Origin of the sequence: Spiroplasma endosymbiont of Asaphidion curtum, assembly GCF_964031085.1 — a bacterium.
GTDB lineage: Bacteria > Bacillota_I > Bacilli_A > Mycoplasmatales > Nriv7 > Nriv7.
Map to the genome: position 1 here is coordinate 964,043 of NZ_OZ035001.1, position 25,880 is coordinate 989,922.

At 24.8% G+C, this 25,880-nt stretch carries 32 protein-coding genes; 11 read left to right on the plus strand and 21 right to left on the minus strand.

Annotation, left to right across the window (positions count from 1 at the left end; genetic code table 4):
• Nucleotides 1-53: 53 nt before the first annotated feature.
• Genes recO through ybeY form a run of 6 tightly spaced genes read right to left on the minus strand, consistent with a single transcriptional unit; the run spans nt 54 to nt 4,115 of the window.
• Nucleotides 54-716 (minus strand): DNA repair protein RecO, encoded by a 663-nt coding sequence (recO, locus tag AAHJ00_RS05745; protein ID WP_342223757.1) that lies wholly within the window; start codon nt 714-716, stop codon nt 54-56.
• A 15-nt stretch (nt 717-731) separates the two neighbouring features.
• Complete coding sequence (gene era, locus AAHJ00_RS05750) at nt 732-1,631, minus strand: GTPase Era (protein WP_342223758.1); 900 nt, start codon at nt 1,629-1,631, stop codon at nt 732-734.
• On the minus strand, nt 1,624-2,433 hold the full coding sequence (locus AAHJ00_RS05755; protein ID WP_342223759.1) for an ABC transporter permease: 810 nt from the start codon (nt 2,431-2,433) through the stop codon (nt 1,624-1,626). The genes era and AAHJ00_RS05755 overlap by 8 nt, the downstream gene beginning before the upstream one ends.
• Nucleotides 2,423-3,211 (minus strand): ABC transporter ATP-binding protein, encoded by a 789-nt coding sequence (locus AAHJ00_RS05760; protein WP_342223760.1) that lies wholly within the window; start codon nt 3,209-3,211, stop codon nt 2,423-2,425. The genes AAHJ00_RS05755 and AAHJ00_RS05760 overlap by 11 nt, the downstream gene beginning before the upstream one ends.
• Nucleotides 3,212-3,250: 39 nt before the next feature.
• Nucleotides 3,251-3,637 (minus strand): cytidine deaminase, encoded by a 387-nt coding sequence (cdd, locus tag AAHJ00_RS05765; RefSeq protein ID WP_342223761.1) that lies wholly within the window; start codon nt 3,635-3,637, stop codon nt 3,251-3,253.
• Between the two features lie 10 nt (nt 3,638-3,647).
• Nucleotides 3,648-4,115, minus strand: a complete 468-nt coding sequence (gene ybeY / locus AAHJ00_RS05770) for an rRNA maturation RNase YbeY (RefSeq protein ID WP_342223762.1) — start codon at nt 4,113-4,115, stop codon at nt 3,648-3,650.
• A gap of 118 nt (nt 4,116-4,233) precedes the next feature.
• Between ybeY and AAHJ00_RS05775 the strand changes: the two genes are divergently transcribed.
• The 8 genes from AAHJ00_RS05775 (at nt 4,234) to rpsD (ending at nt 11,467) form a co-directional block, all read left to right on the plus strand.
• Nucleotides 4,234-4,479, plus strand: coding sequence for a transposase family protein (locus AAHJ00_RS05775; RefSeq protein WP_342223763.1), 246 nt, complete (start codon nt 4,234-4,236; stop codon nt 4,477-4,479).
• A 53-nt stretch (nt 4,480-4,532) separates the two neighbouring features.
• A protein-coding gene (locus tag AAHJ00_RS05780) for an IS5 family transposase (RefSeq protein WP_342223477.1) occupies nt 4,533-5,356 on the plus strand; the annotation gives its coding sequence in 2 pieces (ribosomal slippage) (nt 4,533-4,929 and nt 4,929-5,356; 825 coding nt in all).
• A gap of 503 nt (nt 5,357-5,859) precedes the next feature.
• Nucleotides 5,860-6,682 (plus strand): IS5 family transposase gene (locus AAHJ00_RS05785; RefSeq protein WP_342223496.1). Its coding sequence is split into 2 segments (ribosomal slippage): nt 5,860-6,257 and nt 6,256-6,682, totalling 825 coding nucleotides; the frame shifts between segments, so codons are not numbered across the junction.
• A 231-nt stretch (nt 6,683-6,913) separates the two neighbouring features.
• The gene (locus AAHJ00_RS05790) at nt 6,914-7,219 is read left to right on the plus strand and encodes a transposase family protein (RefSeq protein WP_342224621.1); all 306 of its coding nucleotides are present in this window, start codon (nt 6,914-6,916) and stop codon (nt 7,217-7,219) included.
• A gap of 1,087 nt (nt 7,220-8,306) precedes the next feature.
• Complete coding sequence (locus AAHJ00_RS05795) at nt 8,307-9,038, plus strand: hypothetical protein (RefSeq protein WP_342223764.1); 732 nt, start codon at nt 8,307-8,309, stop codon at nt 9,036-9,038.
• A 91-nt stretch (nt 9,039-9,129) separates the two neighbouring features.
• Nucleotides 9,130-9,501, plus strand: a complete 372-nt coding sequence (locus tag AAHJ00_RS05800) for a transposase family protein (protein ID WP_342223765.1) — start codon at nt 9,130-9,132, stop codon at nt 9,499-9,501.
• 79 nt (nt 9,502-9,580) lie between these two features.
• Nucleotides 9,581-10,531, plus strand: a complete 951-nt coding sequence (locus tag AAHJ00_RS05805; RefSeq protein ID WP_342223766.1) for an IS30 family transposase — start codon at nt 9,581-9,583, stop codon at nt 10,529-10,531.
• A gap of 321 nt (nt 10,532-10,852) precedes the next feature.
• The gene (rpsD, locus tag AAHJ00_RS05810) at nt 10,853-11,467 is read left to right on the plus strand and encodes a 30S ribosomal protein S4 (protein ID WP_342223767.1); all 615 of its coding nucleotides are present in this window, start codon (nt 10,853-10,855) and stop codon (nt 11,465-11,467) included.
• Nucleotides 11,468-11,546: 79 nt separating this feature from the next.
• Here rpsD and AAHJ00_RS05815 read toward each other — a convergent pair whose 3' ends face one another.
• The 3 genes from AAHJ00_RS05815 to AAHJ00_RS05825 all read right to left on the minus strand — a co-directional run bounded on the left by AAHJ00_RS05815 (nt 11,547) and on the right by AAHJ00_RS05825 (nt 14,041).
• Entirely contained in the window at nt 11,547-12,482 is a 936-nt protein-coding gene (locus AAHJ00_RS05815; protein ID WP_342224622.1) for an ankyrin repeat domain-containing protein, read from the minus strand.
• A gap of 180 nt (nt 12,483-12,662) precedes the next feature.
• A protein-coding gene (locus tag AAHJ00_RS05820) for an IS5 family transposase (RefSeq protein WP_342223768.1) occupies nt 12,663-13,486 on the minus strand; the annotation gives its coding sequence in 2 pieces (ribosomal slippage) (nt 12,663-13,090 and nt 13,090-13,486; 825 coding nt in all).
• Nucleotides 13,487-13,750: 264 nt separating this feature from the next.
• Complete coding sequence (locus tag AAHJ00_RS05825) at nt 13,751-14,041, minus strand: hypothetical protein (protein WP_342223769.1); 291 nt, start codon at nt 14,039-14,041, stop codon at nt 13,751-13,753.
• Nucleotides 14,042-14,182: 141 nt separating this feature from the next.
• Here AAHJ00_RS05825 and AAHJ00_RS05830 point away from each other — a divergent pair, with 141 nt between their 5' ends.
• Nucleotides 14,183-15,133 carry an IS30 family transposase gene (locus AAHJ00_RS05830; RefSeq protein ID WP_342223770.1) on the plus strand — a complete coding sequence of 317 codons (951 nt, stop codon included), beginning with the start codon at nt 14,183-14,185 and terminating at the stop codon, nt 15,131-15,133.
• On the opposite strand, the gene AAHJ00_RS07985 is transcribed toward AAHJ00_RS05830, so the two are convergent.
• On the minus strand, nt 15,130-15,243 hold the full coding sequence (locus AAHJ00_RS07985; RefSeq protein WP_425288880.1) for a hypothetical protein: 114 nt from the start codon (nt 15,241-15,243) through the stop codon (nt 15,130-15,132). The two genes, AAHJ00_RS05830 and AAHJ00_RS07985, sit on opposite strands and share 4 nt — an antisense overlap.
• Entirely contained in the window at nt 15,228-15,680 is a 453-nt protein-coding gene (locus AAHJ00_RS05835) for a transposase family protein (protein ID WP_342223771.1), read from the minus strand. The genes AAHJ00_RS07985 and AAHJ00_RS05835 overlap by 16 nt, the downstream gene beginning before the upstream one ends.
• Before the next feature lie 101 nt (nt 15,681-15,781).
• Between AAHJ00_RS05835 and AAHJ00_RS05840 the strand changes: the two genes are divergently transcribed.
• Together AAHJ00_RS05840 and AAHJ00_RS05845 are read left to right on the plus strand one after the other, a co-directional pair.
• Nucleotides 15,782-16,039: a cation:dicarboxylate symporter family transporter gene (locus AAHJ00_RS05840; protein WP_342223772.1), complete on the plus strand. Its 258-nt coding sequence runs from the start codon at nt 15,782-15,784 to the stop codon at nt 16,037-16,039.
• A gap of 213 nt (nt 16,040-16,252) precedes the next feature.
• Nucleotides 16,253-16,465 carry a hypothetical protein gene (locus tag AAHJ00_RS05845; protein ID WP_342223773.1) on the plus strand — a complete coding sequence of 71 codons (213 nt, stop codon included), beginning with the start codon at nt 16,253-16,255 and terminating at the stop codon, nt 16,463-16,465.
• A 540-nt stretch (nt 16,466-17,005) separates the two neighbouring features.
• Here AAHJ00_RS05845 and AAHJ00_RS05850 read toward each other — a convergent pair.
• The 10 genes from AAHJ00_RS05850 to AAHJ00_RS07990 all read right to left on the minus strand — a co-directional run bounded on the left by AAHJ00_RS05850 (nt 17,006) and on the right by AAHJ00_RS07990 (nt 25,712).
• Nucleotides 17,006-17,311: a transposase family protein gene (locus tag AAHJ00_RS05850; protein ID WP_342223774.1), complete on the minus strand. Its 306-nt coding sequence runs from the start codon at nt 17,309-17,311 to the stop codon at nt 17,006-17,008.
• A gap of 19 nt (nt 17,312-17,330) precedes the next feature.
• Nucleotides 17,331-18,281, minus strand: coding sequence for an IS30 family transposase (locus tag AAHJ00_RS05855; RefSeq protein WP_342223478.1), 951 nt, complete (start codon nt 18,279-18,281; stop codon nt 17,331-17,333).
• A 159-nt stretch (nt 18,282-18,440) separates the two neighbouring features.
• On the minus strand, nt 18,441-18,695 hold the full coding sequence (locus AAHJ00_RS05860; protein ID WP_342223775.1) for a transposase family protein: 255 nt from the start codon (nt 18,693-18,695) through the stop codon (nt 18,441-18,443).
• Nucleotides 18,696-19,127: 432 nt separating this feature from the next.
• On the minus strand, nt 19,128-21,353 hold the full coding sequence (locus AAHJ00_RS05865; protein ID WP_342223776.1) for a RelA/SpoT family protein: 2,226 nt from the start codon (nt 21,351-21,353) through the stop codon (nt 19,128-19,130).
• 19 nt (nt 21,354-21,372) lie between these two features.
• The gene (locus tag AAHJ00_RS05870; protein ID WP_342223777.1) at nt 21,373-21,885 is read right to left on the minus strand and encodes an adenine phosphoribosyltransferase; all 513 of its coding nucleotides are present in this window, start codon (nt 21,883-21,885) and stop codon (nt 21,373-21,375) included.
• A gap of 25 nt (nt 21,886-21,910) precedes the next feature.
• Complete coding sequence (gene secDF / locus AAHJ00_RS05875) at nt 21,911-24,742, minus strand: protein translocase subunit SecDF (protein WP_342223778.1); 2,832 nt, start codon at nt 24,740-24,742, stop codon at nt 21,911-21,913.
• Nucleotides 24,743-24,754: 12 nt separating this feature from the next.
• Nucleotides 24,755-24,982 carry a hypothetical protein gene (locus tag AAHJ00_RS05880; RefSeq protein WP_342223779.1) on the minus strand — a complete coding sequence of 76 codons (228 nt, stop codon included), beginning with the start codon at nt 24,980-24,982 and terminating at the stop codon, nt 24,755-24,757.
• Between the two features lie 136 nt (nt 24,983-25,118).
• Nucleotides 25,119-25,280 (minus strand): hypothetical protein, encoded by a 162-nt coding sequence (locus tag AAHJ00_RS05885; RefSeq protein WP_342223780.1) that lies wholly within the window; start codon nt 25,278-25,280, stop codon nt 25,119-25,121.
• A gap of 8 nt (nt 25,281-25,288) precedes the next feature.
• A complete protein-coding gene (locus AAHJ00_RS05890; protein WP_342223781.1) occupies nt 25,289-25,519 on the minus strand; it encodes a transposase family protein in 231 nt (76 codons plus the stop codon).
• Entirely contained in the window at nt 25,479-25,712 is a 234-nt protein-coding gene (locus AAHJ00_RS07990) for a transposase family protein (RefSeq protein WP_425288894.1), read from the minus strand. Before AAHJ00_RS07990 ends, AAHJ00_RS05890 begins: the two co-directional genes overlap by 41 nt.
• Between the last annotated feature and the right edge of the window lie 168 nt (nt 25,713-25,880).

Here is a 25,880-nt window from a genome sequence, read left to right on the forward strand (position 1 = left end):
TATTTTTTATTTACAAATTATTTGTAATTATTTTAATAAGTAATGCAAGAAGTCTATTCATAATAAAATGGAATTAGAACATATAAATCATCTTGATTAATCTTTCATTGTTCAAATTCTGGTTCATGATTTAATTCATATAGTGCTTGTAAAAGTGAAATTGGAAATATTTGTTGTTCGTTTTTAAAACAACCACAACAAATAAACCCACCAGCTGATCAATTTATTGTTTTAATATTCTTATTACTTTTACAAATACTACAATGGTTCAGTTGCAATTGTAATCCTAAAAGTTTTAACACTTTAAAAGTTAAAAAACTTTTCTGTTTTTTAACTTCATTTTTATCATTATTAATATTTTGTAAAATAACTAATAATTCATTAAAAATAATATTAGTATCCTCAGCAAGTTCACTACAAAGTTTAACTAAATAATTAGTTACCATTAAGCGTTCATAGTTACTATGAATATTAGGGAATGTTTCAAGAATAACTCCGGTTTTTAACCGATGCATTTTATTTTTACTATAAGCAAAAAATAATTCAAATTCACAATAATTAAATAATTGTAAAAATGCTTGATTTTTAGAAGTGATTTTTCGCACCCCAGGACAATAAATAGCAATAATGCCATTAATAGTATAAATATTAACAATGACATCAACCAATCGATAATCTTGTTTATTAACAATTATTCCCGAAATTTTTGTTGTCAATTCACTTTATTTCCTTTATTTTTTACCATAACCTAATTTTGCTAACATATTAGGACTATCTCTTCATTTTTTTATTACTTTAACGAATAATTCTAAATAAAATTGGGTTGCAAAAATTTCTTCTAATTCAATTCTTGCTTGGGAACCAATATTTTTAATCATTTTACCACCATTACCAATTAAAATTCCTTTTTGCGAATCTCTTTCAACAACAATAGTAGCGATTACACGAATAATTTTTTTTGTTCTTTCTTTTTTAAATTCCTCAATTAAAATCGCAACACCGTGTGGTACTTCTTGATGAGTTAATAAGAGAATTTTCTCACGAATAATTTCTTTAACAAAAAAATCTTCTTGTTGATCTTGAAACATATTTTTAGGAAAATACTGCGGTCCAAGCGGTAATATTATCATCAACTTATTTAATAAAAAACTAATATTAATATTTTTTAAACAACTAATACCAATAATTTCTTGAACATTAAATCGTTCATTTCATAATTTAATTTTTTGCTCTAATTGCTCAGAAGTAATTAAATCAATTTTTGTCAATCCTAAAAAAATTGGTACTTCTCGTTCCTGCAAAGACTTATATATATATTGATGTGTTAATGAAATTTCTTCATAACTATTAACTAATCATAAGATACCTTCAACACCTTTAGTACTTTGCATCGCCGCCCGATTTAAACTTTTTCCTAATTCATTAGTAGATTTATGAATTCCTGGACTATCAATAAAAATTATTTGATAATCATCGGTAGTCAAAATTCCTTGAATTCGATTTCTTGTTGTTTGCGGTTTATTACTAACAATAGCAATTTTTTTTAACATTAAAGTATTTAATAAAGTAGATTTGCCAACATTTGGTTCACCAATAATGGCAATAAAACCAGAACGAAAATTATTATTCATATCATTTTCACCATTTAATCGCAATGCCAATAAATACTAAGGGAAAGGTACTAGAAACTAAAATATTAATAATAAAATTTGTGTTGGATAAGATACTATTGTTAGCAATATTATTGATTAATAAACTACTCGGATATTTAAAAATTGATAAATAACTAAAAATCTTAAAAATTAAATTCTTATCAAAATTTAAATTTGATAAAAATACGCCACTAAAAAGCATCATTGGTAAAAATAAAGCATTAGAAATTAACATATGTTGTTTTTGAGTTTTAAAAAATGTTGCTAATAAAACTCCAAAACTAATACTAATAATAATAGAAAATATTAAATAACCAATAACTGGTAAATTAATAAAACTTAAAAGTTCACTAATATTAAATTGACGTCCAAAAATAATGATAGTTCAAAATAATGTTATTAAAATTGTAAACAAACTTAAAATACAACCAAATAAAATAACAGTTAAGAAAAAAGTTCTGGGTTTCATATTAATTGTTCCAAAATGTTTAATAATTATTGAATTACGAAATTCAACAATTGTTCCTGAAATAATTTGAAACCCAATAATCATTACTTGAATCATTAATGCCCCCACAATCATATTTTTTATTTTGCTTAATAAAAATTCATCATCAACATTAGGTAATTCACTGGAAAAAATAACGAAATCAATTATTAATATCATTAAAGGAAAAAAAATTAAATAACTAATGGCCATATATCCGCGAGAATAATAACGAATTAAAAGTTTAAAAAAACTTTTAAATAATCTTTTTTCTGTCAGCAAACTATTGAACATTATTTTTTTTCCTTTCATTATCAATCATTAAAAAAGAATTATTATTATTATTATTATTTTTATCTTGTTCTTTATAAAATTTAAATTTTACCCTTGTATATTCAGCAACTGTACCATATTGTTCAATAACTTCTTTAACAGTAATTTGTTCTTTAATTAAACCATTATGTAAAAAAATGATTTTTTCACAAAACTTTTCTACTTCGCTCATAATATGAGTTACTAAAATCATCGTTACATTTTTCTTAACAATATTTTCTTCTAAAAATTCAAAAATATCTTCACGCACTTCAATATCTAAACCTGTTGATACTTCATCTAAAATAATTAATTGCGGTTTATGAATAACTGCTAATAAAATATTTAATCTTTGTTGTTGACCTCCAGATAAAGAATTAATTTGTTTTTTCTTAATATCATCTAGTTGATATGTTTTTAATAAATTTTCTAAATCATCATAATGATATTTAATATTAAAAGTTTCTAAGTAATATTGAATCATATCTAAAATAGTAATACCAATCGGATATTTAGAATCTTGAAACTGAATCCCAATAACTAATTCTGACTTTTTTCAAACTACTCCTGCCGTTGGCTTTCTTATTCCCGCAATAATTTCTGAAATTGTTGATTTGCCACTACCATTAGCACCGATCAAACCAATTCGCTCGCCACAATAAATTTGTAAATTAATATCTTGTAAAGCTCATTTTTGACGATATTTTTTACTTAAATTTTTTATGTCAACTAATAATAAATTACTATTTGTTTCCTTCATAAAATTATGCTCCATTACTATAGTTTATCCTAATGTTATTTAGTTAATTGATTTAAAACGATTAGGTAATAATTGTTCATTTTTAAATGTATTAACTATTTCTGCTTCATTATAAATATAAACCTGACAATTTGCCGTTAATAATTCGCTCATTACTTGTCGACAACTACCGCAAGGAGTTATTCCTGTTTTTGTATAAAGATGAATAGCAATTAAATCTTCTTTTGTAAAACCTTGCGTATAGGCTTGCATCAAGGCTACTCTTTCAGCACAAATAGTTTCACCATAAGCAATATTTTCAACATTAACGCCTTTAATTATTATATCATTCTTTATTTGTAATATTGCTGCTACTTGAAACTTTGAATATGGACTATAAGAATTATTACTTAACTCTTTTAATATTTTTAAATAATCTTTTTCCATAATTTCTCCTCTATTTATTTCTAGTAATTTTTAACTTTGTTAATACTTCATCTTGTAAAGCAAACATGATATCTTCTTCTGATTTAGTTTGATGATCATATCCCAATAAATGTAACAAAGCGTGTAAAAATAAGAACGATAATTCTCGCAATAAACTATGTTCATATTTATCGGCTTGTTCTTGTGCTAATTCAAAACAAATAAAAATATCACCTAAAATTCGCATATTAATCATCGCATAAAGCTTTTGATTATCTGGTTCAACGGGAAAAGATAGCACATCAGCAACATAATTTTTTTGCCGATAAGTTTGATTTAATTTTAAACTCATTTCTTTACTAATAATGTTTAACGATAATTCTAAAGCATCATCAATATTTAACATATCAGTTATTGTATTTAAAATTTTATGTCACGAGTCAGTATAAAATATGACATCAAATTCAGTATTATTAATGATATCAAAATTATTTTTCATATCTTACCTCACTAATTAAATTATATCAAATTAATTCAGTTTTAAAATATTAGACTTGGTACATAACCCTCAATTTTATCTACTATTTTGATAATATTATTTCCTAGGTGAAGTACAAATGTTAGATAAATACAAAGACGAAAATGAATTTTATAGTCTAATAGGCATAAAATATAAAACTTTCATGAAAATGGTAGAAATTTTAAAAGAAGCTGAAGCTAAACAAAAACAAATTAGTGGTAGACCAAATAAATTATCAATAGAGCAAAGATTACTTATGACTTTAGAATACTGAAAAGAATATAGTACATATCGTATTATTGCAAAAAAATATAATAGACTTCTTGCATTACTTATTTATTAAACAAAATTCCTATAAAATATATTTAAAATAGAAATTATAAGGAATTTAAGATTATGAAATTTGATAAATTTAATTTTATTAATGATAAAGAATTATTACGATTAACTGGAATAAAGCAAAGTACTTTTAATAAAATGTTAAATATTTTAAAAGAAGCTGAGTTAAAAAAGTTTAAAAGAGGTGGTAAAAATAATAAATTATCATTAGAAAATAGATTATTGATGACTTTATCATATTGACGAGAATATCGTACTTATTTTCATCTTGGTAAAAGTTTTGATATTAGTGAAGCTAGTTGTTATCGAAATATCAAGTGAATTGAAGATATTTTAATCAAACATCCTGATTTTCAACAACTTGCTGGTAAAAAAGCATTAATAAATGATTATTTTAATGATAAAACAATTATTATTGATGCTACAGAAACACCCATTCAACGCCCAAAAAAAGACAAAAACAATCTTATTCAGGAAAAAAGAAAAAACACACTATTAAAACACAAGTAATTATTGAAAAAGAAAGCAAAATAATTATTGCAACAAATTTTTCTCTCGGTAAAAAGCATGATTTTTGTTTATTTAAAGAATCAAAAATCCCAATTTTAAAAAATACTAAATTAATAGTTGATAATGGTTATCAAGGAATACAAAAAATTCATAGTAATGTTCTAATACCTAAGAAAAAAACAAAGAAAAACCCTTTAAATAAAGAACAAAAACATAATAATAAATTAATTTCAAAAATGAGAATTATTATTGAAAATATTTTTGCTATTCTTAAAAAATTTAAAATTATTACTGAAAAATATCGTAATCGTAGAAAACGATTTAGTTTAAGATTTAATTTAATTGCTTCAATTTATAATTTGCAATTATAGATAACATAAAATATTTATTTAAAATTAAATTTAAATAAATAATTTTTTGTTGTGTCAAAATTTACACATTTAATAAAATCCATAAGTATTAACCTAATAAAAGTTAGAAATTACTATATAGTATTTTTTATTTACAAATAATTTGTAATTATTTTAATAAGTAATGCAAGAAGTCTAATATTAGTCATGTTAGTTGTATTCGTAATATCTTTTGAGTTGAAAATACTCTAATAAAAAATAGTCACTTTCATATACCTGGCAAAAAGATATTATTGGAAAATAAGGGTACTAATAATAATTTATTAGCAATTGATGCTACAGAAATTCCAATTGAAAGAATTAAAAAAACTAAAATTATTATTTTCTAGTAAGAAAAGGCAACATTCATTAAAATCGCAAATAATTATTGATTTATTTAACAATAGACTTCTTGCATTACTTATTTATTAAACAAAATTCCTATAAAATATATTTAAAATAGAAATTATAAGGAATTTAAGATTATGAAATTTGATAAATTTAATTTTATTAATGATAAAGAATTATTACGATTAACTGGAATAAAGCAAAGTACTTTTAATAAAATGTTAAATATTTTAAAAGAAGCTGAGTTAAAAAAGTTTAAAAGAGGTGGTAAAAATAATAAATTATCATTAGAAAATAGATTATTGATGACTTTATCATATTGACGAGAATATCGTACTTATTTTCATCTTGGTAAAAGTTTTGATATTAGTGAAGCTAGTTGTTATCGAAATATCAAGTGAATTGAAGATATTTTAATCAAACATCCTGATTTTCAACAACTTGCTGGTAAAAAAGCATTAATAAATGATTATTTTAATGATAAAACAATTATTATTGATGCTACAGAAACACCCATTCAACGCCCAAAAAAGACAAAAACAATCTTATTCAGGAAAAAAGAAAAAACACACTATTAAAACACAAGTAATTATTGAAAAAGAAAGCAAAATAATTATTGCAACAAATTTTTCTCTCGGTAAAAAGCATGATTTTTGTTTATTTAAAGAATCAAAAATCCCAATTTTAAAAAATACTAAATTAATAGTTGATAATGGTTATCAAGGAATACAAAAAATTCATAGTAATGTTCTAATACCTAAGAAAAAAACAAAGAAAAACCCTTTAAATAAAGAACAAAAACATAATAATAAATTAATTTCAAAAATGAGAATTATTATTGAAAATATTTTTGCTATTCTTAAAAAATTTAAAATTATTACTGAAAAATATCGTAATCGTAGAAAACGATTTAGTTTAAGATTTAATTTAATTGCTTCAATTTATAATTTGCAATTATAGATAACATAAAATATTTATTTAAAATTAAATTTAAATAATAAAATAATTTTTTGTTGTGTCAAAATTTACACATTTAATAAAATCCATAAGTATTAACCTAATAAAAGTTAGAAATTACTATATAGTATTTTTTATTTACAAATAATTTGTAATTATTTTAATAAGTAATGCAAGAAGTCTAATAAAATTATTTCAGTAGATTTTTGTTATGGCAGTATTCATGATTATAAGTTATTTTTAAAATCAAATACACTTATAAATCCAAAATTAGAATTAATTGCTGATTCAGGATATCAAGGTTTGCAAAATGTTCATAAAAATACATTATTGCCAATTAAAAAGAGTAAAAATAATCCTTTAAATCCAGATAAAAAGGAATATAATAGCTTTTTAAATAAAGTTAGAATTGCCATTGAACATGTTTTTGCTAGATTAAAAAGATTTAAAATACTAGTTTATCGTTATCGCAATAAGATTAGAAGATTTGGATTACGATTTAACTTAATTTCAGGAATATATAATTTTGAATTAAGCTAGTTATAGTTATGTACCAAGTCTATTGTAATAACTTTTATTATTATAACAAATGTTTTATTAATAAGCATTGCTATTTCTTAAATTAACAAGAAATCATAGGAATAAACAAAAATACTAAGAATTTTGAAATTCTTAGTATTTTCTAAATTAATTAACTAAATTAACTTTTAATAATTTTTGGTAACTCTAACATAAAATATTGATTTAATATTTCTCATCCATAAGTTCGTAAATGCTTTGGAGTTAACATTCAATAGGCAAAAGCCTCACCAAATCACTCTTCAATTCAAGTAGACTCTAACGGATGGAAAATATGATAATTACTGGGAACTAAAATTCACGAAAATAACATTTGCGATAAATAATTATTAAAATTTATTTTTTTATTTAATCATTCTCAAAGGTGAATGCGGATGCATAAAGTTTTCTTAGGTGGGAAAAGGTTTGAATAAGTATTAAGGACAGTCAGCAATGATTGTCTTTTTATTTTATAAGGTGTTAAAATTTGTTCTTTGAAAATTAAATACAAGTGAATTAATAATGTTGGTATGTATTAAAGCACGATAAATTGTGGGTGGTCGCCATAACCGAAAGAAACTTTACCAGTTAATAGATAACACCCTATTAGCTATAGCAATTTGTTTCGTTTTGCAATAAAAAAATGAATGGGTGGATTTCCTAAAAATATACACGCTATTAAATTAGTTCCAAGGGCAACGATAATGTCCTTAAAATTAAGGCATTTAATAAAACCCTAATTGCTGGAAATAACTATTTACAATTATTACACGGTGAAAATGAAATATGAAAATATGACACCACAAAAGCTAACAATTATTACCTAATTAAGTACCTTTTTGGAACCTTAAATTACCTCAATGTTAAATTTAGTTTTCTACGATATGACCCCGATTTACGAAATGATATTTACCTATATTTTAAAAACAACATCCCTAATATTAACAATAACAATTATAAAAATATTTTTGAGGAAATCTATGAAATACTTGGTAACTTCTTTGCCAGTTTATTTTATGCTACTTTTGACATGGACGAAAAAACTCATACCGAAATTGATTTTAAGGGTGTGGATAATTACAACAAAGATTATTTTATTCAAATCGGTTTCTTTTATCGCTCATTAATTACCTTTTATCCTAAAAAATATTTAATCAATGTTACTGGTAATTCAGAATTATTACTAAGAAGTTATTTCTTTACTTTTGACAAAAAATGCACCAAGAAAATTACAATGCTATTAACAACACCAATAACATTTATCAAATTGATTTTAATGTTCTTAAATCTTACGACAATAAACTGATTAAATTGTCAGCAAGTAACACTGCTAATAGTATTAATTAATTATCTTAACACCGACATTGATATTCGATATGGTATTAATATTTTTACCTTAACTTTTCCACTTTATCATAATGGAAACAACTCTAACTACAATTTTAAAATCTATGACTTTAATGTATTAAATTCCACTGCCTTTATTCCTAACGGTTCAATAAATTCAGAATGAGACGACCTAATTCCACCAGCAAATTGTAAATATTCCGGACGATGAATACCTACTTTTAACGATATTGGCTGTGCCATTCAAAATGCTGGTATTAAAATGCTAAACTGAATGTTGACAGCCTCACAAATTATTACCATTTTACGACCATTAGCAATTATTGCAAAAGCAACAGTTAACTTTTCAACCGCCATTTTTCCGGTTTTTAAAACAGTACCTGCCTTTTATTACACCTTTCAATTTTTAATCGGTTTTGCCATTTTCCTAATAATTTTAAGGATTTTCATGTAAAATGCTATAATAGACTTCTTGCATTACTTATTTATTAAACAAAATTCCTATAAAATATATTTAAAATAGAAATTATAAGGAATTTAAGATTATGAAATTTGATAAATTTAATTTTATTAATGATAAAGAATTATTACGATTAACTGGAATAAAGCAAAGTACTTTTAATAAAATGTTAAATATTTTAAAAGAAGCTGAGTTAAAAAAGTTTAAAAGAGGTGGTAAAAATAATAAATTATCATTAGAAAATAGATTATTGATGACTTTATCATATTGACGAGAATATCGTACTTATTTTCATCTTGGTAAAAGTTTTGATATTAGTGAAGCTAGTTGTTATCGAAATATCAAGTGAATTGAAGATATTTTAATCAAACATCCTGATTTTCAACAACTTGCTGGTAAAAAAGCATTAATAAATGATTATTTTAATGAGCTGAATTATACTTGTAAGTGCAAGTAAATAAAATTGCAAAAAATCTCATATAAAAATTTCATGATGCTAAGTTTATTTTAGAAAAAACAAAGCAAGGAGTTTTTATATGGGTTACAAACATCTTGGCATATATGAAAGAATTTATATTGAGAATCAATTGAAGTTTAAAGTAAAAATTAGTGAAATAGCTAAAAATCTTAATCGAAGTATTAGTACTATTATTCGAGAAGTCAATAGAAATAAAGATAGTAATCATTATTTTTCATTAATTGCACAAAATAAAGCAGAAAACAGAAAACAATCACATGTTTATTTTCATAAGTTTAAAAATAGAGAATTAGTAAAATATGTACAACAAAAATTACTATTAGGTTGATCGCCTGAACAAATTTATGGCAGAATTAAAAATTTTCATAAAGAATGAATTATTAGTTTTAAAACAATTTACAATTGAATTTATTCTGGATTACTTGAAAAAGTTACTAATAAAAATTTAAGAAGAAAAGGTAAGAAACGAAAATCTCAAGAAAATCGCGGTAAATTTAATGGTAAATCAATTAAAGAACGAAATATTAATGTTAATAATCGTATAACTGTTGGTCATTGAGAAGGTGATACTGTAGTATCATCACGAGGTAAAAGTAAATCATGTTTAATAACTTTAGTTGAAAGAACATCAAGATTTACTTTAGCAATGTTAGTTGAAAATAGAACTACTAAAGTTATTAACGAAAACATTAGCCATTATTTATCAATTCTTCCAAATAATCTTGTTAAGACTATAACATTTGATAGGGGTAAAGAATTTTCTAATTGACAACAACTTGAAAAAAATTTAAATGTGAAAATTTATTTTGCTAATGCGTATTCGCCTTGACAAAGAGGTACTAATGAAAATACTAATGGTTTAATTAGAGAAAAATTTCCTAAAAAATTTAATTTTTCAAATACTACTAAAAATGCAGTTCATAAATTTATATTGTCTTTAAACCAAAGACCAAGAAAAATACTAAATTATCTTTCACCAATCGAATATTTGGTTAGAAAAATAATTTAGTTGCACTTAACTTTACAATTTGGCATTTTAATAATACAAAATATGGTATGATGAAATCAATTAAGAGAAGCATAGTCTAATAACTGTGTGTGATTTACAACCCCTTAAATAAGTTGTATTGACATTTAAAGAAGTAATTTATATAATAAGTAAAGGCAATTAAATCACAGCCTTTAAACATAATTAAGTTGCAAATAGATTGCTTAATCTTTTACTTTAAGTAGCCTTTGCTGCGATGGCGAATAGTAATCTATCTTAATTAGAGTTTAATTTAAACTCACTGATTTTATAATGTCAAATATTGATAAGGAAGTTTTTATTATGTCAAGATATACAGGCGCTATTTTTAGAATTGCAAGAAGAGTTGGGTTTTCAATTTTAGAAACTGGAAAAGAGTTTTCTAAAGGAAAAAAAAGAACAACTGCTCCAGGACAACATGGAGCAAGGAGAAGAAAATTATCTAACTATGGTTTACAACAACAAGAAAAACAAAAAGTAAGATATATGTATGGTTTAAATGAAAAACAATTTCGAAATACATTTTTAAAAGCTAAAAAAATGAGTGGTGTTACAGGAACTAACTTTTTAATTTTATTAGAATCTCGTTTAGATAACATTGTTTATCGTTTAGGTTTAGCAACAACAAGAAGTGCGGCCCGCCAATTAGTTAATCATAGTCATATATTAGTAAATAATAAGAAAGTTAATATCCCTTCTTATCATGTATCAGTTAATGATAAGATTACAATTAAAGAACATTCTAAGAAACATCCAAAAGTGTTAGAAGCAGTTGAATTAAATGCTGGAACATTAGAATTTGTTAGTTTTGATCGCAAAAACATTGTTGGAACTTACCTTCGTTATCCTGAAAGAAATGAATTAAGTTCTGAAATTAATGAATCTTTAATTGTTGAATGATATAACCGTATTATTTAATATTAAATTAAGTATAATTATTAAAGATAAGTAAAAAGACTTAGAGGATTATCACTCTAAGTCTTTTTACTATTTAAAACTATAAAGGATTTTCTTTTTCTCTTTGCTTTTGTTCTGACATTTCTTCACTTTTAAAAGTATATTCTGATAAATTTGGTAAAGCATAACCCACTTCTTGTTTTGTTTTTATTTCAGTATTAGTATTCATCATAACCCCTGATGTTCCTGCCTCGTCTCAATCTCTTTGTGAAATTTCACTAACTTTAAATTTTTTAGGATTTTTATTATCTGCTACAAATTCTATTTTTTGTTTGTGATCTCTTTTATGATTAAATAAAACTTTTTGTTGTTGCTGAATATTTTTTTCTATTGAACATATATTAGAATCATTTTTATTAATATTCCTATTAATTTGTTCTCACATTAAATTTCTTATTTCAAAATTATTAAAATATTCTCCAAGTTCAAATGATGTTGCCCCATTTAACCCTCTAATATTAATATTAGCATTTGCTTCTAAGAGAATAGTAGTTGTTATGACATCACTATTATAAACTGCTCAGTGTAACGGCGTATCAAGATTATTATTTCTAATATCAACATCAGTCCGATTTCTTAATAAAAAAATTGCTGTTGTAATCGCACCAGTAATTATTGTAATATGCAATGGAGCTCCAATATTATTAATAACATTGGCATTAGCTCCTTCACTAATTAATAATTGCATTGCTGAAATATTATTTACAAATGTCGCTTCATGAATTGGCATACTACCCATCATATTAGCAGTATTTACATTAACACCTTTTTGAATTAACACTTGCATAAATGTTAATCCTGCAAAATTGCGACTTGCAATATGTAAAGGCGTATCAAGATTATTAAATAAAATATCTGGATTTGCACCTCTTTCAATAAATAATTGTGCTAATCCAAAGTCATTTTCATTTAATGCTAAATGTAGGGGGGTATCACCACTAGAAGTAGAACAATTAACATCAGCACCAAACTCAATAGACTTCTTGCATTACTTATTAAAATAATTACAAATTATTTGTAAATAAAAAATACTATATAGTAATTTCTAACTTTTATTAGGTTAATACTTATGGATTTTATTAAATGTGTAAATTTTGACACAACAAAAAATTATTTTATTATTTAAATTTAATTTTAAATAAATATTTTATGTTATCTATAATTGCAAATTATAAATTGAAGCAATTAAATTAAATCTTAAACTAAATCGTTTTCTACGATTACGATATTTTTCAGTAATAATTTTAAATTTTTTAAAAATAGCAAAAATATTTTCAATAATAATTCTCATTTTTGAAATTAATTTATTATTATGTTTTTGTTCTTTATTTAAAGGGTTTTTCTTTGTTTTTTTCTTAGGTATTAGAACATTACTATGAATTTTTTGTATTCCTTGATAACCATTATCAACTATTAATTTAGTATTTTTTAAAATTGGGATTTTTGATTCTTTAAATAAACAAAAATCATGCTTTTTACCGAGAGAAAAATTTGTTGCAATAATTATTTTGCTTTCTTTTTCAATAATTACTTGTGTTTTAATAGTGTGTTTTTTCTTTTTTCCTGAATAAGATTGTTTTTGTCTTTTTTTGGGCGTTGAATGGGTGTTTCTGTAGCATCAATAATAATTGTTTTATCATTAAAATAATCATTTATTAATGCTTTTTTACCAGCAAGTTGTTGAAAATCAGGATGTTTGATTAAAATATCTTCAATTCACTTGATATTTCGATAACAACTAGCTTCACTAATATCAAAACTTTTACCAAGATGAAAATAAGTACGATATTCTCGTCAATATGATAAAGTCATCAATAATCTATTTTCTAATGATAATTTATTATTTTTACCACCTCTTTTAAACTTTTTTAACTCAGCTTCTTTTAAAATATTTAACATTTTATTAAAAGTACTTTGCTTTATTCCAGTTAATCGTAATAATTCTTTATCATTAATAAAATTAAATTTATCAAATTTCATAATCTTAAATTCCTTATAATTTCTATTTTAAATATATTTTATAGGAATTTTGTTTAATAAATAAGTAATGCAAGAAGTCTATTGCTTTGAAGAAGTAAAACAATCAGTTAATTATATTATTTAATTACTAAACTAACCCGACCTTTCTTGTTATTGTCATTTTTATTCACCACTATTTTATCATATTAATTGAATTTTTACACAATAAAAAATTATTAATTATTATTAAATTTTCACTAATATATATTAATTTTATATTTTTACTTACTTAAATCTATTATATTTATTTGTTACAGCATTACCTTTATAATTAATTCAACTATCATCATTTTTATTATTATATTTATTTCATAATGAACTTTTATATATTTCTTTTCTGATTTCTATTTCTGAATTAATATTTTCATTAATGTAATGTAATACATTTAATTTGTTTAAATTTGCCATTCTTAAATGTAATAAGTTATTTAAATTCTTATGATTATATATTTTTGCCCCATATCCTAATTGTTGTTTTATTAAATGTGATACATCACTTTCGATGCTACATTGCATTACTTATTAAAATAATTACAAATTATTTGTAAATGCTGAATTATACTTGTAAGTGCAAGTAAATAAAATTGCAAAAAATCTCATATAAAAATTTCATGATGCTAAGTTTATTTTAGAAAAAACAAAGCAAGGAGTTTTTATATGGGTTACAAACATCTTGGCATATATGAAAGAATTTATATTGAGAATCAATTGAAGTTTAAAGTAAAAATTAGTGAAATAGCTAAAAATCTTAATCGAAGTATTAGTACTATTATTCGAGAAGTCAATAGAAATAAAGATAGTAATCATTATTTTTCATTAATTGCACAAAATAAAGCAGAAAACAGAAAACAATCACATGTTTATTTTCATAAGTTTAAAAATAGAGAATTAGTAAAATATGTACAACAAAAATTACTATTAGGTTGATCGCCTGAACAAATTTATGGCAGAATTAAAAATTTTCATAAAGAATGAATTATTAGTTTTAAAACAATTTACAATTGAATTTATTCTGGATTACTTGAAAAAGTTACTAATAAAAATTTAAGAAGAAAAGATAAGAAACGAAAATCTCAAGAAAATCGCGGTAAATTTAATGGTAAATCAATTAAAGAACGAAATATTAATGTTAATAATCGTATAACTGTTGGTCATTGAGAAGGTGATACTGTAGTATCATCACGAGGTAAAAGTAAATCATGTTTAATAACTTTAGTTGAAAGAACATCAAGATTTACTTTAGCAATGTTAGTTGAAAATAGAACTACTAAAGTTGTTAACGAAAACATTAGCCATTATTTATCAATTCTTCCAAATAATCTTGTTAAGACTATAACATTTGATAGGGGTAAAGAATTTTCTAATTGACAACAACTTGAAAAAAATTTAAATGTGAAAATTTATTTTGCTAATGCGTATTCGCCTTGACAAAGAGGTACTAATGAAAATACTAATGGTTTAATTAGAGAAAAATTTCCTAAAAAATTTAATTTTTCAAATACTACTAAAAATGCAGTTCATAAATTTATATTGTCTTTAAACCAAAGACCAAGAAAAATACTAAATTATCTTTCACCAATCGAATATTTGGTTAGAAAAATAATTTAGTTGCACTTAACTTTACAATTTGGCAAACAAAAATCATGCTTTTTACCGAGAGAAAAATTTGTTGCAATAATTATTTTGCTTTCTTTTTCAATAATTACTTGTGTTTTAATAGTGTGTTTTTTCTTTTTTCCTGAATAAGATTGTTTTTGTCTTTTTTTGGGCGTTGAATGGGTGTTTCTGTAGCATCAATAATAATTGTTTTATCATTAAAATAATCATTTATTAATGCTTTTTTACCAGCAAGTTGTTGAAAATCAGGATGTTTGATTAAAATATCTTTAATTCACTTGATATTTCGATAACAACTAGCTTCACTAATATCAAAACTTTTACCAAGATGAAAATAAGTACGATATTCTCGTCAATATGATAAAGTCATCAATAATCTATTTTCTAATGATAATTTATTATTTTTACCACCTCTTTTAAACTTTTTTAACTCAGCTTCTTTTAAAATATTTAACATTTTATTAAAAGTACTTTGCTTTATTCCAGTTAATCGTAATAATTCTTTATCATTAATAAAATTAAATTTATCAAATTTCATAATCTTAAATTCCTTATAATTTCTATTTTAAATATATTTTATAGGAATTTTGTTTAATAAATAAGTAATGCAAGAAGTCTATTGATTTATTTATTAGTTTAGTGTGGCATACATTAACGATATTATTTTTTGGGATTAATCCAGTACAGTGATGAAAATTTGCTTGGAAACCGGTTATTCAAGGTTTTGCAACGAAATCCTTTCAAGCAACAATTCCTATATCAATAGATGCCTTAAAAGATGATATGAAAATTAAAGAAGAAGCCGTAAACTTAGTATTACCGTTATCCTCAACGATGGGATTAACTGGATGTGCTGGTGTTTGTTCAAGCTGGTGTCGTTTTAATGTTTGTTTATAACGGCGCTAGTAGTATTAATAGTCAATATTCAGTATGGATTTGATTTTTAATGGGATTAATTGTTACCGTTATTACTTCATTAGGAATTGCTGGTGTTCCTGGTACAGCACCATTAGTTACTGCTGGTGTTTTATCGGGGTTGGGATTTCCTGCTATGATACTATATATACTTATTTGGGAGCATTAGATGGTATTCTTGATATGGGAAGGACGGTGGTTAATGTTGCTGGTGGTTTACAAGCAACAACAATTGTGGCTTGTATGCAAAATAAAATTGCTGAACCGCAACTAATTCTTTTTAATTATCGTAAAAAAATCGTCAAAAAAATAAAAATAAAATTCACTAAACGATATTTTTTTCTCAAAACACACCTAACGGTGTGTTTTTATTTACCACTTATATTAATTATAGGCGGTTTTAATTAAGAAAAAGAAAATAAAAGATAGTTTAGCAATTAATAATTGAATGCGTTTTCATATTGTGAAAAGTGAAGGCAATTCAGCAATATTTATAATGTAATTGCTATTATTTCTTATAAGGAAATGGTTAATTTCTAATAATATTATTTGAGGGGGGAAAAAAGCAAGTGGAAATTAATAAAATTATTTCACAAATTAAAGGTTATGTACCAAGTCTAAAGAAAAAATGCAAAAAAATATTACAACAGATAACTTTTTTATAAAAAAGTTATAACTATTTCAAATGAGTATGTAACTACTCAAAATAAGCACAGCATTAGTAGAGCTCATGGACAGTCTAAAATAAAATTTAGTAATATAGAGTTTGATGAGATTTTTGGTTCGCAAAGTAAAGGCAATATCTTGTTTTCTAAGAATAATATGATAAATTTTCTAAAAAATTTAAAAATGCGTTGAAAATATATATTAGACTTGGTACATAACTATAACTAGCTTAATTCAAAATTATATATTCTTGAAATTAAGTTAAATCGTAATCCAAATCTTCTAATTCTTATTGCGATAACGATAAACTAGTATTTTAAATCTTTTTAATCTAGCAAAAACATGTTCAATGGCAATTCTAACTTTACTTAAAAAGCTATTATATTCCTTTTTATCTGGATTTAAAGGATTATTTTTACTCTTTTTAATTGGCAATAATGTATTTTTATGAACATTTTGCAAACCTTGATATCCTGAATCAGCAATTAATTCTAATTTTGGATTTATAAGTGTATTTGATTTTAAAAATAACTTATAATCATGAATACTGCCATAACAAAAATCTACTGAAATAATTTTATTGGCCAAATTGTAAAGTTAAGTGCAACTAAATTATTTTTCTAACCAAATATTCGATTGGTGAAAGATAATTTAGTATTTTTCTTGGTCTTTGGTTTAAAGACAATATAAATTTATGAACTGCATTTTTAGTAGTATTTGAAAAATTAAATTTTTTAGGAAATTTTTCTCTAATTAAACCATTAGTATTTTCATTAGTACCTCTTTGTCAAGGCGAATACGCATTAGCAAAATAAATTTTCACATTTAAATTTTTTTCAAGTTGTTGTCAATTAGAAAATTCTTTACCCCTATCAAATGTTATAGTCTTAACAAGATTATTTGGAAGAATTGATAAATAATGGCTAATGTTTTCGTTAACAACTTTAGTAGTTCTATTTTCAACTAACATTGCTAAAGTAAATCTTGATGTTCTTTCAACTAAAGTTATTAAACATGATTTACTTTTACCTCGTGATGATACTACAGTATCACCTTCTCAATGACCAACAGTTATACGATTATTAACATTAATATTTCGTTCTTTAATTGATTTACCATTAAATTTACCGCGATTTTCTTGAGATTTTCGTTTCTTACCTTTTCTTCTTAAATTTTTATTAGTAACTTTTTCAAGTAATCCAGAATAAATTCAATTGTAAATTGTTTTAAAACTAATAATTCATTCTTTATGAAAATTTTTAATTCTGCCATAAATTTGTTCAGGCGATCAACCTAATAGTAATTTTTGTTGTACATATTTTACTAATTCTCTATTTTTAAACTTATGAAAATAAACATGTGATTGTTTTCTGTTTTCTGCTTTATTTTGTGCAATTAATGAAAAATAATGATTACTATCTTTATTTCTATTGACTTCTCGAATAATAGTACTAATACTTCGATTAAGATTTTTAGCTATTTCACTAATTTTTACTTTAAACTTCAATTGATTCTCAATATAAATTCTTTCATATATGCCAAGATGTTTGTAACCCATATAAAAACTCCTTGCTTTGTTTTTTCTAAAATAAACTTAGCATCATGAAATTTTTATATGAGATTTTTTGCAATTTTATTTACTTGCACTTACAAGTATAATTCAGCATTGTTAAATAAATCAATAATTATTTGTGATTTTAATGAATGTTGCCTTTTCTTACCAGAAAATAATAATTTTAGTTTTTTTAATTCTTTCAATTGGAATTTCTGAAGCATCAATTGCTAATAAATTATTATTATTATTAGTACCCTTATTTTCCAATAATATCTTTTTAATAATACGATATGTACTATATTCTTTTCAGTATTCTAAAGTCATAAGTAATTTTTGCTCTATTGATAATTTATTTGGTCTACCACCAATTTGTTTTTGTTTAGCTTCAGCTTCTTTTAAAATTTCTACCATTTTCATGAAAGTGAATTTTATAGTTTGGTAGGTGCAAAATGTTATAGTTATGTACCAAGTCTAATGTATTTTAAGGACAATCTTGAATTATTAAAATTTATTTATGAAAAAACTGGTATATGAAACACCACCGAATTTGAAAAAATAAAATTAAAGCATAAATTATCTTAGACTGAAAAATATAAACACAAAAAGCGAGCAATAATTTATCATTGATATAAGTTATTTTTCATCTAACTATTCTGCATAAGGAGAAAGGAGAGAATAAAATGAACAAGTGTAAGGACTGCAAATGTTCTTGTTCTGAGAGACATAACTGCAAAGATTGTAAGAAAGACAGTACTAGTAAACATAGTTGCTAACAAATTAAGACAATAAATAAATAAAAAATAGGTCTCTAACAAAGGAATTTTGTTAGAGACCTATTTTGCTATATATCTAGTTTTCCATTACAATGACATCATACACATGGGGTATTTGTTGTAATGATGACAGTAATTGTTGAAGAAGAACTTTGTTAGCAATTTTAATAACAAGATTAATACTGTATTTATTATCCGAACTTGTTTCAATATGAATTTGTTGAATCGAAGCATTTAAATTAGCAAGAATATGTGTAATATTAGCCATTAAACCATCACGGTCATAACAAATTACTTTAATATTACTATAATATTGATCGCGCTTAACGATATTTTCATTCCACCACACTTCCAGAAGTCGCCCTTGTCGTTCTTCTGGAAGAATATTGTGGCATTTAACTCGATGCACGCGAATCCCACCAAGTTTACTAACATATCCCGTAATTGGTTCTAACGGCACTGGCATACAACAATGAGCTAAAGTTGCTTTAATATTATCAGCACCTTTAACAATAATGTCGTCTTTTAAGTTAATTTTTTCAACTTTTTTTTCTTGAAGATGATTTAAATAAGTATTAGGACTAGTTTCATTACTTGCTAATAAAAGATTAATCGCATCATCAAGTTGATATTTCTTATTGGCAACATCTAAATAAAAATCTTCTAAAGTATGATATTTTAATTGCTTTAAGCGATGCATTAGTTCTTTTTGGGAAACTAACTTTCATTTTAATTTCCGCTGCGTTAAAGCATCATCAATCGCTTTTTTAATATTTTTAATTTTTTTAAGATTTTTAGATTCATTATCCTTATGAGTTTCATCAAATTCTTGCTCTTGTTTTTTTAAAAATCTTTTAATTTTATGCAATGCATAACTAGTTTTAGCAATAACTAGTCAGTCACGGGATGGTCGCATATTTTTACTAGTTTTAATTTCCACAACATCACCAGATTTTAAAACAGTACTAATAGAAACATAGTTACCATTAATTTTACCACCAGTAGTTTTCTCGCCAATATCAGTATGAACTTTATATGCAAAATCTAAAATTGTTGACCCAAAAGGCAAAGTAATAACTTTACCATTAGGAGTTAAAACATAAATTAAAGAAGTAAAAATATCACTCTTAACTGCTAACTCCATATTTGATTTTTCATTACTTTCTAATTCTTCATTATTAATATTTTCTAAATCTAAAATCCGATTAAAAATATCTAATCGCTCATCAATATCAGCTTGGCGTTTTTTAGTATTATAGATTTCGCCCTCTTTATACTTTCAATGCGACGCCGCCCCATAAGTTGCCTTTTCATCCATATCAACAGTTCGAATTTGAATCTCATAAATTATTGAATCTTGAATAACTGTTGTATGTAATGACTGATATAAATTATATTTAGGCGTTGCAATATAGTCCTTAAATCTTCCTGGTAAAGGCGGAAATTGTTGATGTAAATAACCTAAAATCGTATAACATTCATCAATCGTATTAGTAATAATTCTTATCGCTAATAAATCATGAATATCTTCAAATTTACGCCCAAAATAATACATCTTACGATAAATTGAATAAATACTTTTGCTACGACCAGAAATTGTTGCTTTAATATTCTTACTACTTAATAATGACTTAATATTGTTCATCATTACTGCCATTAATGATTCTAAATGTTCTTTTTCCAAATCAACATTGCGAGAAATTCTTTTATACTCAACAGGATTTAAAATTGCAAAAGACAAGTCTTCTAAAAGACTTTTTACTTGTCGCATCCCTAACCGGTGCGCAATTGAAGAATAAACTTCTAAAGTTTCTTTCGCAATAACTTTTTGTTTTTCTAGTTCCAAATATTCAATTGTTTGGATATTATGCAAACGATCTGCTAACTTAATAACAATAACACGAATATCATGGGCCATACTTAAATATAACTTTCGCAAATAATTAGATTTAATTTCACTACGATTCATTTTAGCAAAATAAGATACTTTCGTGACCGCTTCAACTAAAGTTGATATCTCAATATCAAACTCTTTATTCAAGTCTTCAAAAGTTGTCGGTGTGTCTTCTAACACATCATGTAATAAACCAGAAATTAATGTCGCTAAATCCATATGCCATGTTGCCAAATAATAAGTTGTTCATAAAGGATGATTAATATAAGGTTCACCACTTTTTCTTAACTGCTGATCATGTTTATTATAAGCATAGGCATATGCTCGTTTTATTTCCTCAATATCTTTTTCGTTACTAATATAAGTTTTAACTTTATCTAAAACTTGTTTAAATGTTATCGATTTCATAATATCAAACTCACTTATTTTAATATTGAATTAAACTTTCAATTTTTAAATTAGGAAATTGCTCACGGGCTTTAAAACTAGTCAATTCAATAACAAATACCGCGGCAATAACTTCGCCCTGTAATTCTTCAATTAAATTAATAATGGCATCAATCGTACCACCACTGGCTAGCAAATCATCAACAATAACAACTTTCATTCCGGGAACAATTGCATCCTTATGAATTGCTAAAGTACTTTTATTATATTCTAATTCATAACTTTTATGAATAACTGCTCGTGGTAATTTATCTGACTTGCGAATGGGAATAAATCCCAATCCCAATTCACTAGCAACCGGAGTTGCAAAAATAAATCCTCGGGCTTCGGGTGCCACAATAACATCGGGTTTAAATGATTTAACAATTTCCTCTAATTGCTTAACGACTTGTTTAAATGCTGCACCATTAGCCAATAATGGTGTTATATCCTTAAATTGAATTCCTGCTTTTGGAAAATTAGGAACATCAATTATTAATTTTTTTAAATCCATTAATTAACTCATCTTTCCAACATTATTAATCATTAACACCGACGACAATTTGTTCATCAGGTCCAGTTAATGATTTATAAATTTTTTGCTTTTTATTTCGTAAAAGTTGCCCTTTAATGTTAGCAAAATATACTCATAATCATCGTAATAAAATTGTTGAAGAATAAATACCAATAACACTACCTAATAAAAGAGCAAATGCTGCACCGATATTTTGACCAATAACAAATAATGTCATTGACAATAATAAGACTAACGATAAAACAATTAAACTACTTTTTAAAGTCATTGTAAATCCAGTATTTACCAAATCCGATAAATTACTCTTATTCATTTTAGTACTATCCAAACCAATTTTATTTTCCCGAACACGGTCAAAGATAATTATTTTATGAATAATAGCAAAGATAACTACTGCTAAAATAGCTGTAACAACTTCAATCGTTACTTCAAAACGACAAATAATTATCAAAGAACAAGTTAATAAAACATCATGAATAATTGTCAATATTAATGGTAGAATAAAACTTCAATCAAAACGAATAATTAAATAAATTAGAACAATCGCCATAATAACTGCTAACACAATAACCCCATCAATGACAACATCACCACTAGTTTCATTTCATAAAGAACCATAACTAACATCATTAATTCTAATCTCAGATTGGAAATTATTTTCTGATAACCAAGTTTGTAAGGAGTTAACATGTTTATTATCAATTAAGGATGTTTTAATAACAATATTATATCCGCCATCTTCAATGCGGTTAAACACTGATAGGGAATAACTATCTGCTGAATAATCGGTTTTAAATTTACTAATAATTTCATTTTTAGTTTCTGCAATCACTTTTAGAAACGCCTCATCATCAGCACCATCATCACTCGTAATACTATGTCCAGAAGTTTGCACTTGAAAAATTGTTCCCCGCGTAAATTCTAAACTAGTACCCGGGCCCGCCGTTGTAACAACAATAACACCACACGAAATAATAATCGTAGAAAGTAAAATTAATCATTTAAAACTTTTTTGATAACTAAATTTCTTAGAAAAATGCGTTATCTTATTAAAACCAATCTTTTTAATAACATGATGAATTTTTTGTTTTATAACTACAAAATTAGTCATTACTAAATCTTGACGATTATTAATCCAGTTTAACGATAATAGCGAATAATAAATCCCTCGGATTAAAACAATACCAAAAATAAAAGCTCCTAAAATACTAATAATTAGCATAATCGCAAACGATTTAATAATACCGGTTCCAAATCAATAAATAAAGAAACTAATTGTCAATGTCAAAACCGTCATATCAAAAACTGTTGATATTGATTTTCGATTAGCATCTAAAAAAGATTGAATTAAAGATTTACCCCCATTAAACTCGGTTTTCATTCGTTCTAATAAAATAATACTACTACTTAAAGCAACCATTATACCTATTAGCATGGCAATAAACACTTCTCAGCCATAAATACCTAATAAAACATTAAACACAACCATTGTAACAATAACCATTGTTGCTAAAATAAGACCCAAAATAAGACCCAAAACACGATAAAATACTGCCAAAATAACTAATATTATTAATAAAATAACACTAACAGTAATAATCATTATAACCTTTGTGGCATCACTAATTATGGTATCGGATACTGAATATGACTCAACTTGATAGGCAATTCCTTTAATGCCGGCACTAAAAATCTTAGCTAAACCAGCGGCCGCCTCTTCACCACTAATCTCAATAAAAGCAATATCATTTACTTTATCACTATTATTAGGTTTAAGTTGTAATGACGAAGATGTGATTAAATACTTATTTTTATATTTGTTATTCATAACATCTTTAAATTCAGTATTAACAAGTTCTACTAAAAAAGGACGAAACGGATTTAAATATTGTTGTTTATCATAAGTATCATCTTCATTATTAATATCAATTGTTAAATCACTATTTGGCGAATTCTTATTATAACTAAGAACCTCATTAAAAGTAACATCATCGTTTTGAAAATAGTTATAAATATCAGAATCAGTATTAACACCTTGATCAGCTAAATTTACCTCTTTAACATCACCATTTTTACGATTACGAACACTAGCCGTTAAGAGACTTCGCAGAGCATTTCTTAAATCTTCAGCTTCAACACCTTGTAATGCTACCGCTTTAGCATTAATAAATTTTCTAAATTTTATTAAATCGCTATAATTGCTGCGCATCTCATCTAACATTTGTCCAAAATCTTGTCAAACATAAACTGCCTTCTTATCTTGATATTTTAAAATTGCATTATATAACTCTAAATTTTTAATTTTGAATTCAATTGATGGTTTATTTATTCCCGAAATTAAAGAATTCTTTATTGAACTACTATCAATAAAATCTTTTAAAACGATTCTTTTACCATTCTTCTTTGCTGGCTTGTAACTTTCACCAGTTCCTGTACCAACAAGTAAATCATCGCCTTTATCATCCAAAAAGAAAATTGATCCGCTGCGTTCAACATCGCGTAAAAAATCAGCAATATTACCATAATTGGCTTGTGGAACCATAACATTTAAACGATTCCCACCAATATTACTAGTAAAACGACTAATATCCATCCTTTTTTTTCTTAAAGGATCAATTTTATCTTGCAAAGTATTAACAGCCTCATGACGATTTTTCGCATTTTCATAACTAACAATTGTTTGATATGTCCCACCAGCTAACATTCCTGAACGAAAATTACTATTAACAAAAAAACTACCCGTAAGCAAACCAGCAATGGTACTTAAAATTAAAATAATAAATAAACCGAATTGAATCCAAAGGTTTCGTTGTGTTCCTTTAATATTATTTTCCATATCTATACCTCATTATTTCTTTTCAAACATTTCTTTAAAATCATCTAACGATATTGTTTTATCAGTAATTAATTTATTATTAATATGTTCAATAACAATATTTAGTTTAATATTAAATATATCATATGTTGCTTGTTGCAAACTAGTAACTTGCCGTTTATGCAAAATCACTTCCAGATAATAATAATAAGTTGCCACATCAACGATTGACAACGAAGAAATTTCTAATTTCAATTCCATAGTTTTTAATTCTAATAATTTAAGAACATAACTATACAAATAAGACTTTTCCATTACTTTTTCCAACCTTATTGTCAAATCATTTATAATTATACAATATAATTTTTAAAAGTGAAAAAATAATTGTCGCTAACAACTATCGGCATTGTTTCTCCTTAGCAAAAAAATATTGAATGTGTTTTCAAGCATCTTGTTCATCATTATTTAAACGAATAATACCTTCATAAGTAAATCTTTTTTTACAATTTGGTTTTTGTAAAATTGGTTTTTGTCATTTAAAATAATAGACTTGGTACATAACTATAACTAGCTTAATTCAAAATTATATATTCCTGAAATTAAGTTAAATCGTAATCCAAATCTTCTAATCTTATTGCGATAACGATAAACTAGTATTTTAAATCTTTTTAATCTAGCAAAAACATGTTCAATGGCAATTCTGACTTTACTTAAAAAGCTATTATATTCCTTTTTATCTGGATTTAAAGGCTTATTTTTACTCTTTTTTAATTGGCAATAATGTATTTTTATGAACATTTTGCAAACCTTGATATCCTGAATCAGCAATTAATTCTAATTTTGGATTTATAAGTGTATTTGATTTTAAAAATAACTTATAATCATGAATACTGCCATAACAAAAATCTACTGAAATAATTTTATTGTTAAATAAATCAATAATTATTTGCGATTTTAATGAATGTTGCCTTTTCTTACCAGAAAATAATAATTTTAGTTTTTTTTAATTGCCAAATTGTAAAGTTAAGTGCAACTAAATTATTTTTCTAACCAAATATTCGATTGGTGAAAGATAATTTAGTATTTTTCTTGGTCTTTGGTTTAAAGACAATAGACTTCTTGCATTACTTATTTATTAAACAAAATTCCTATAAAATAT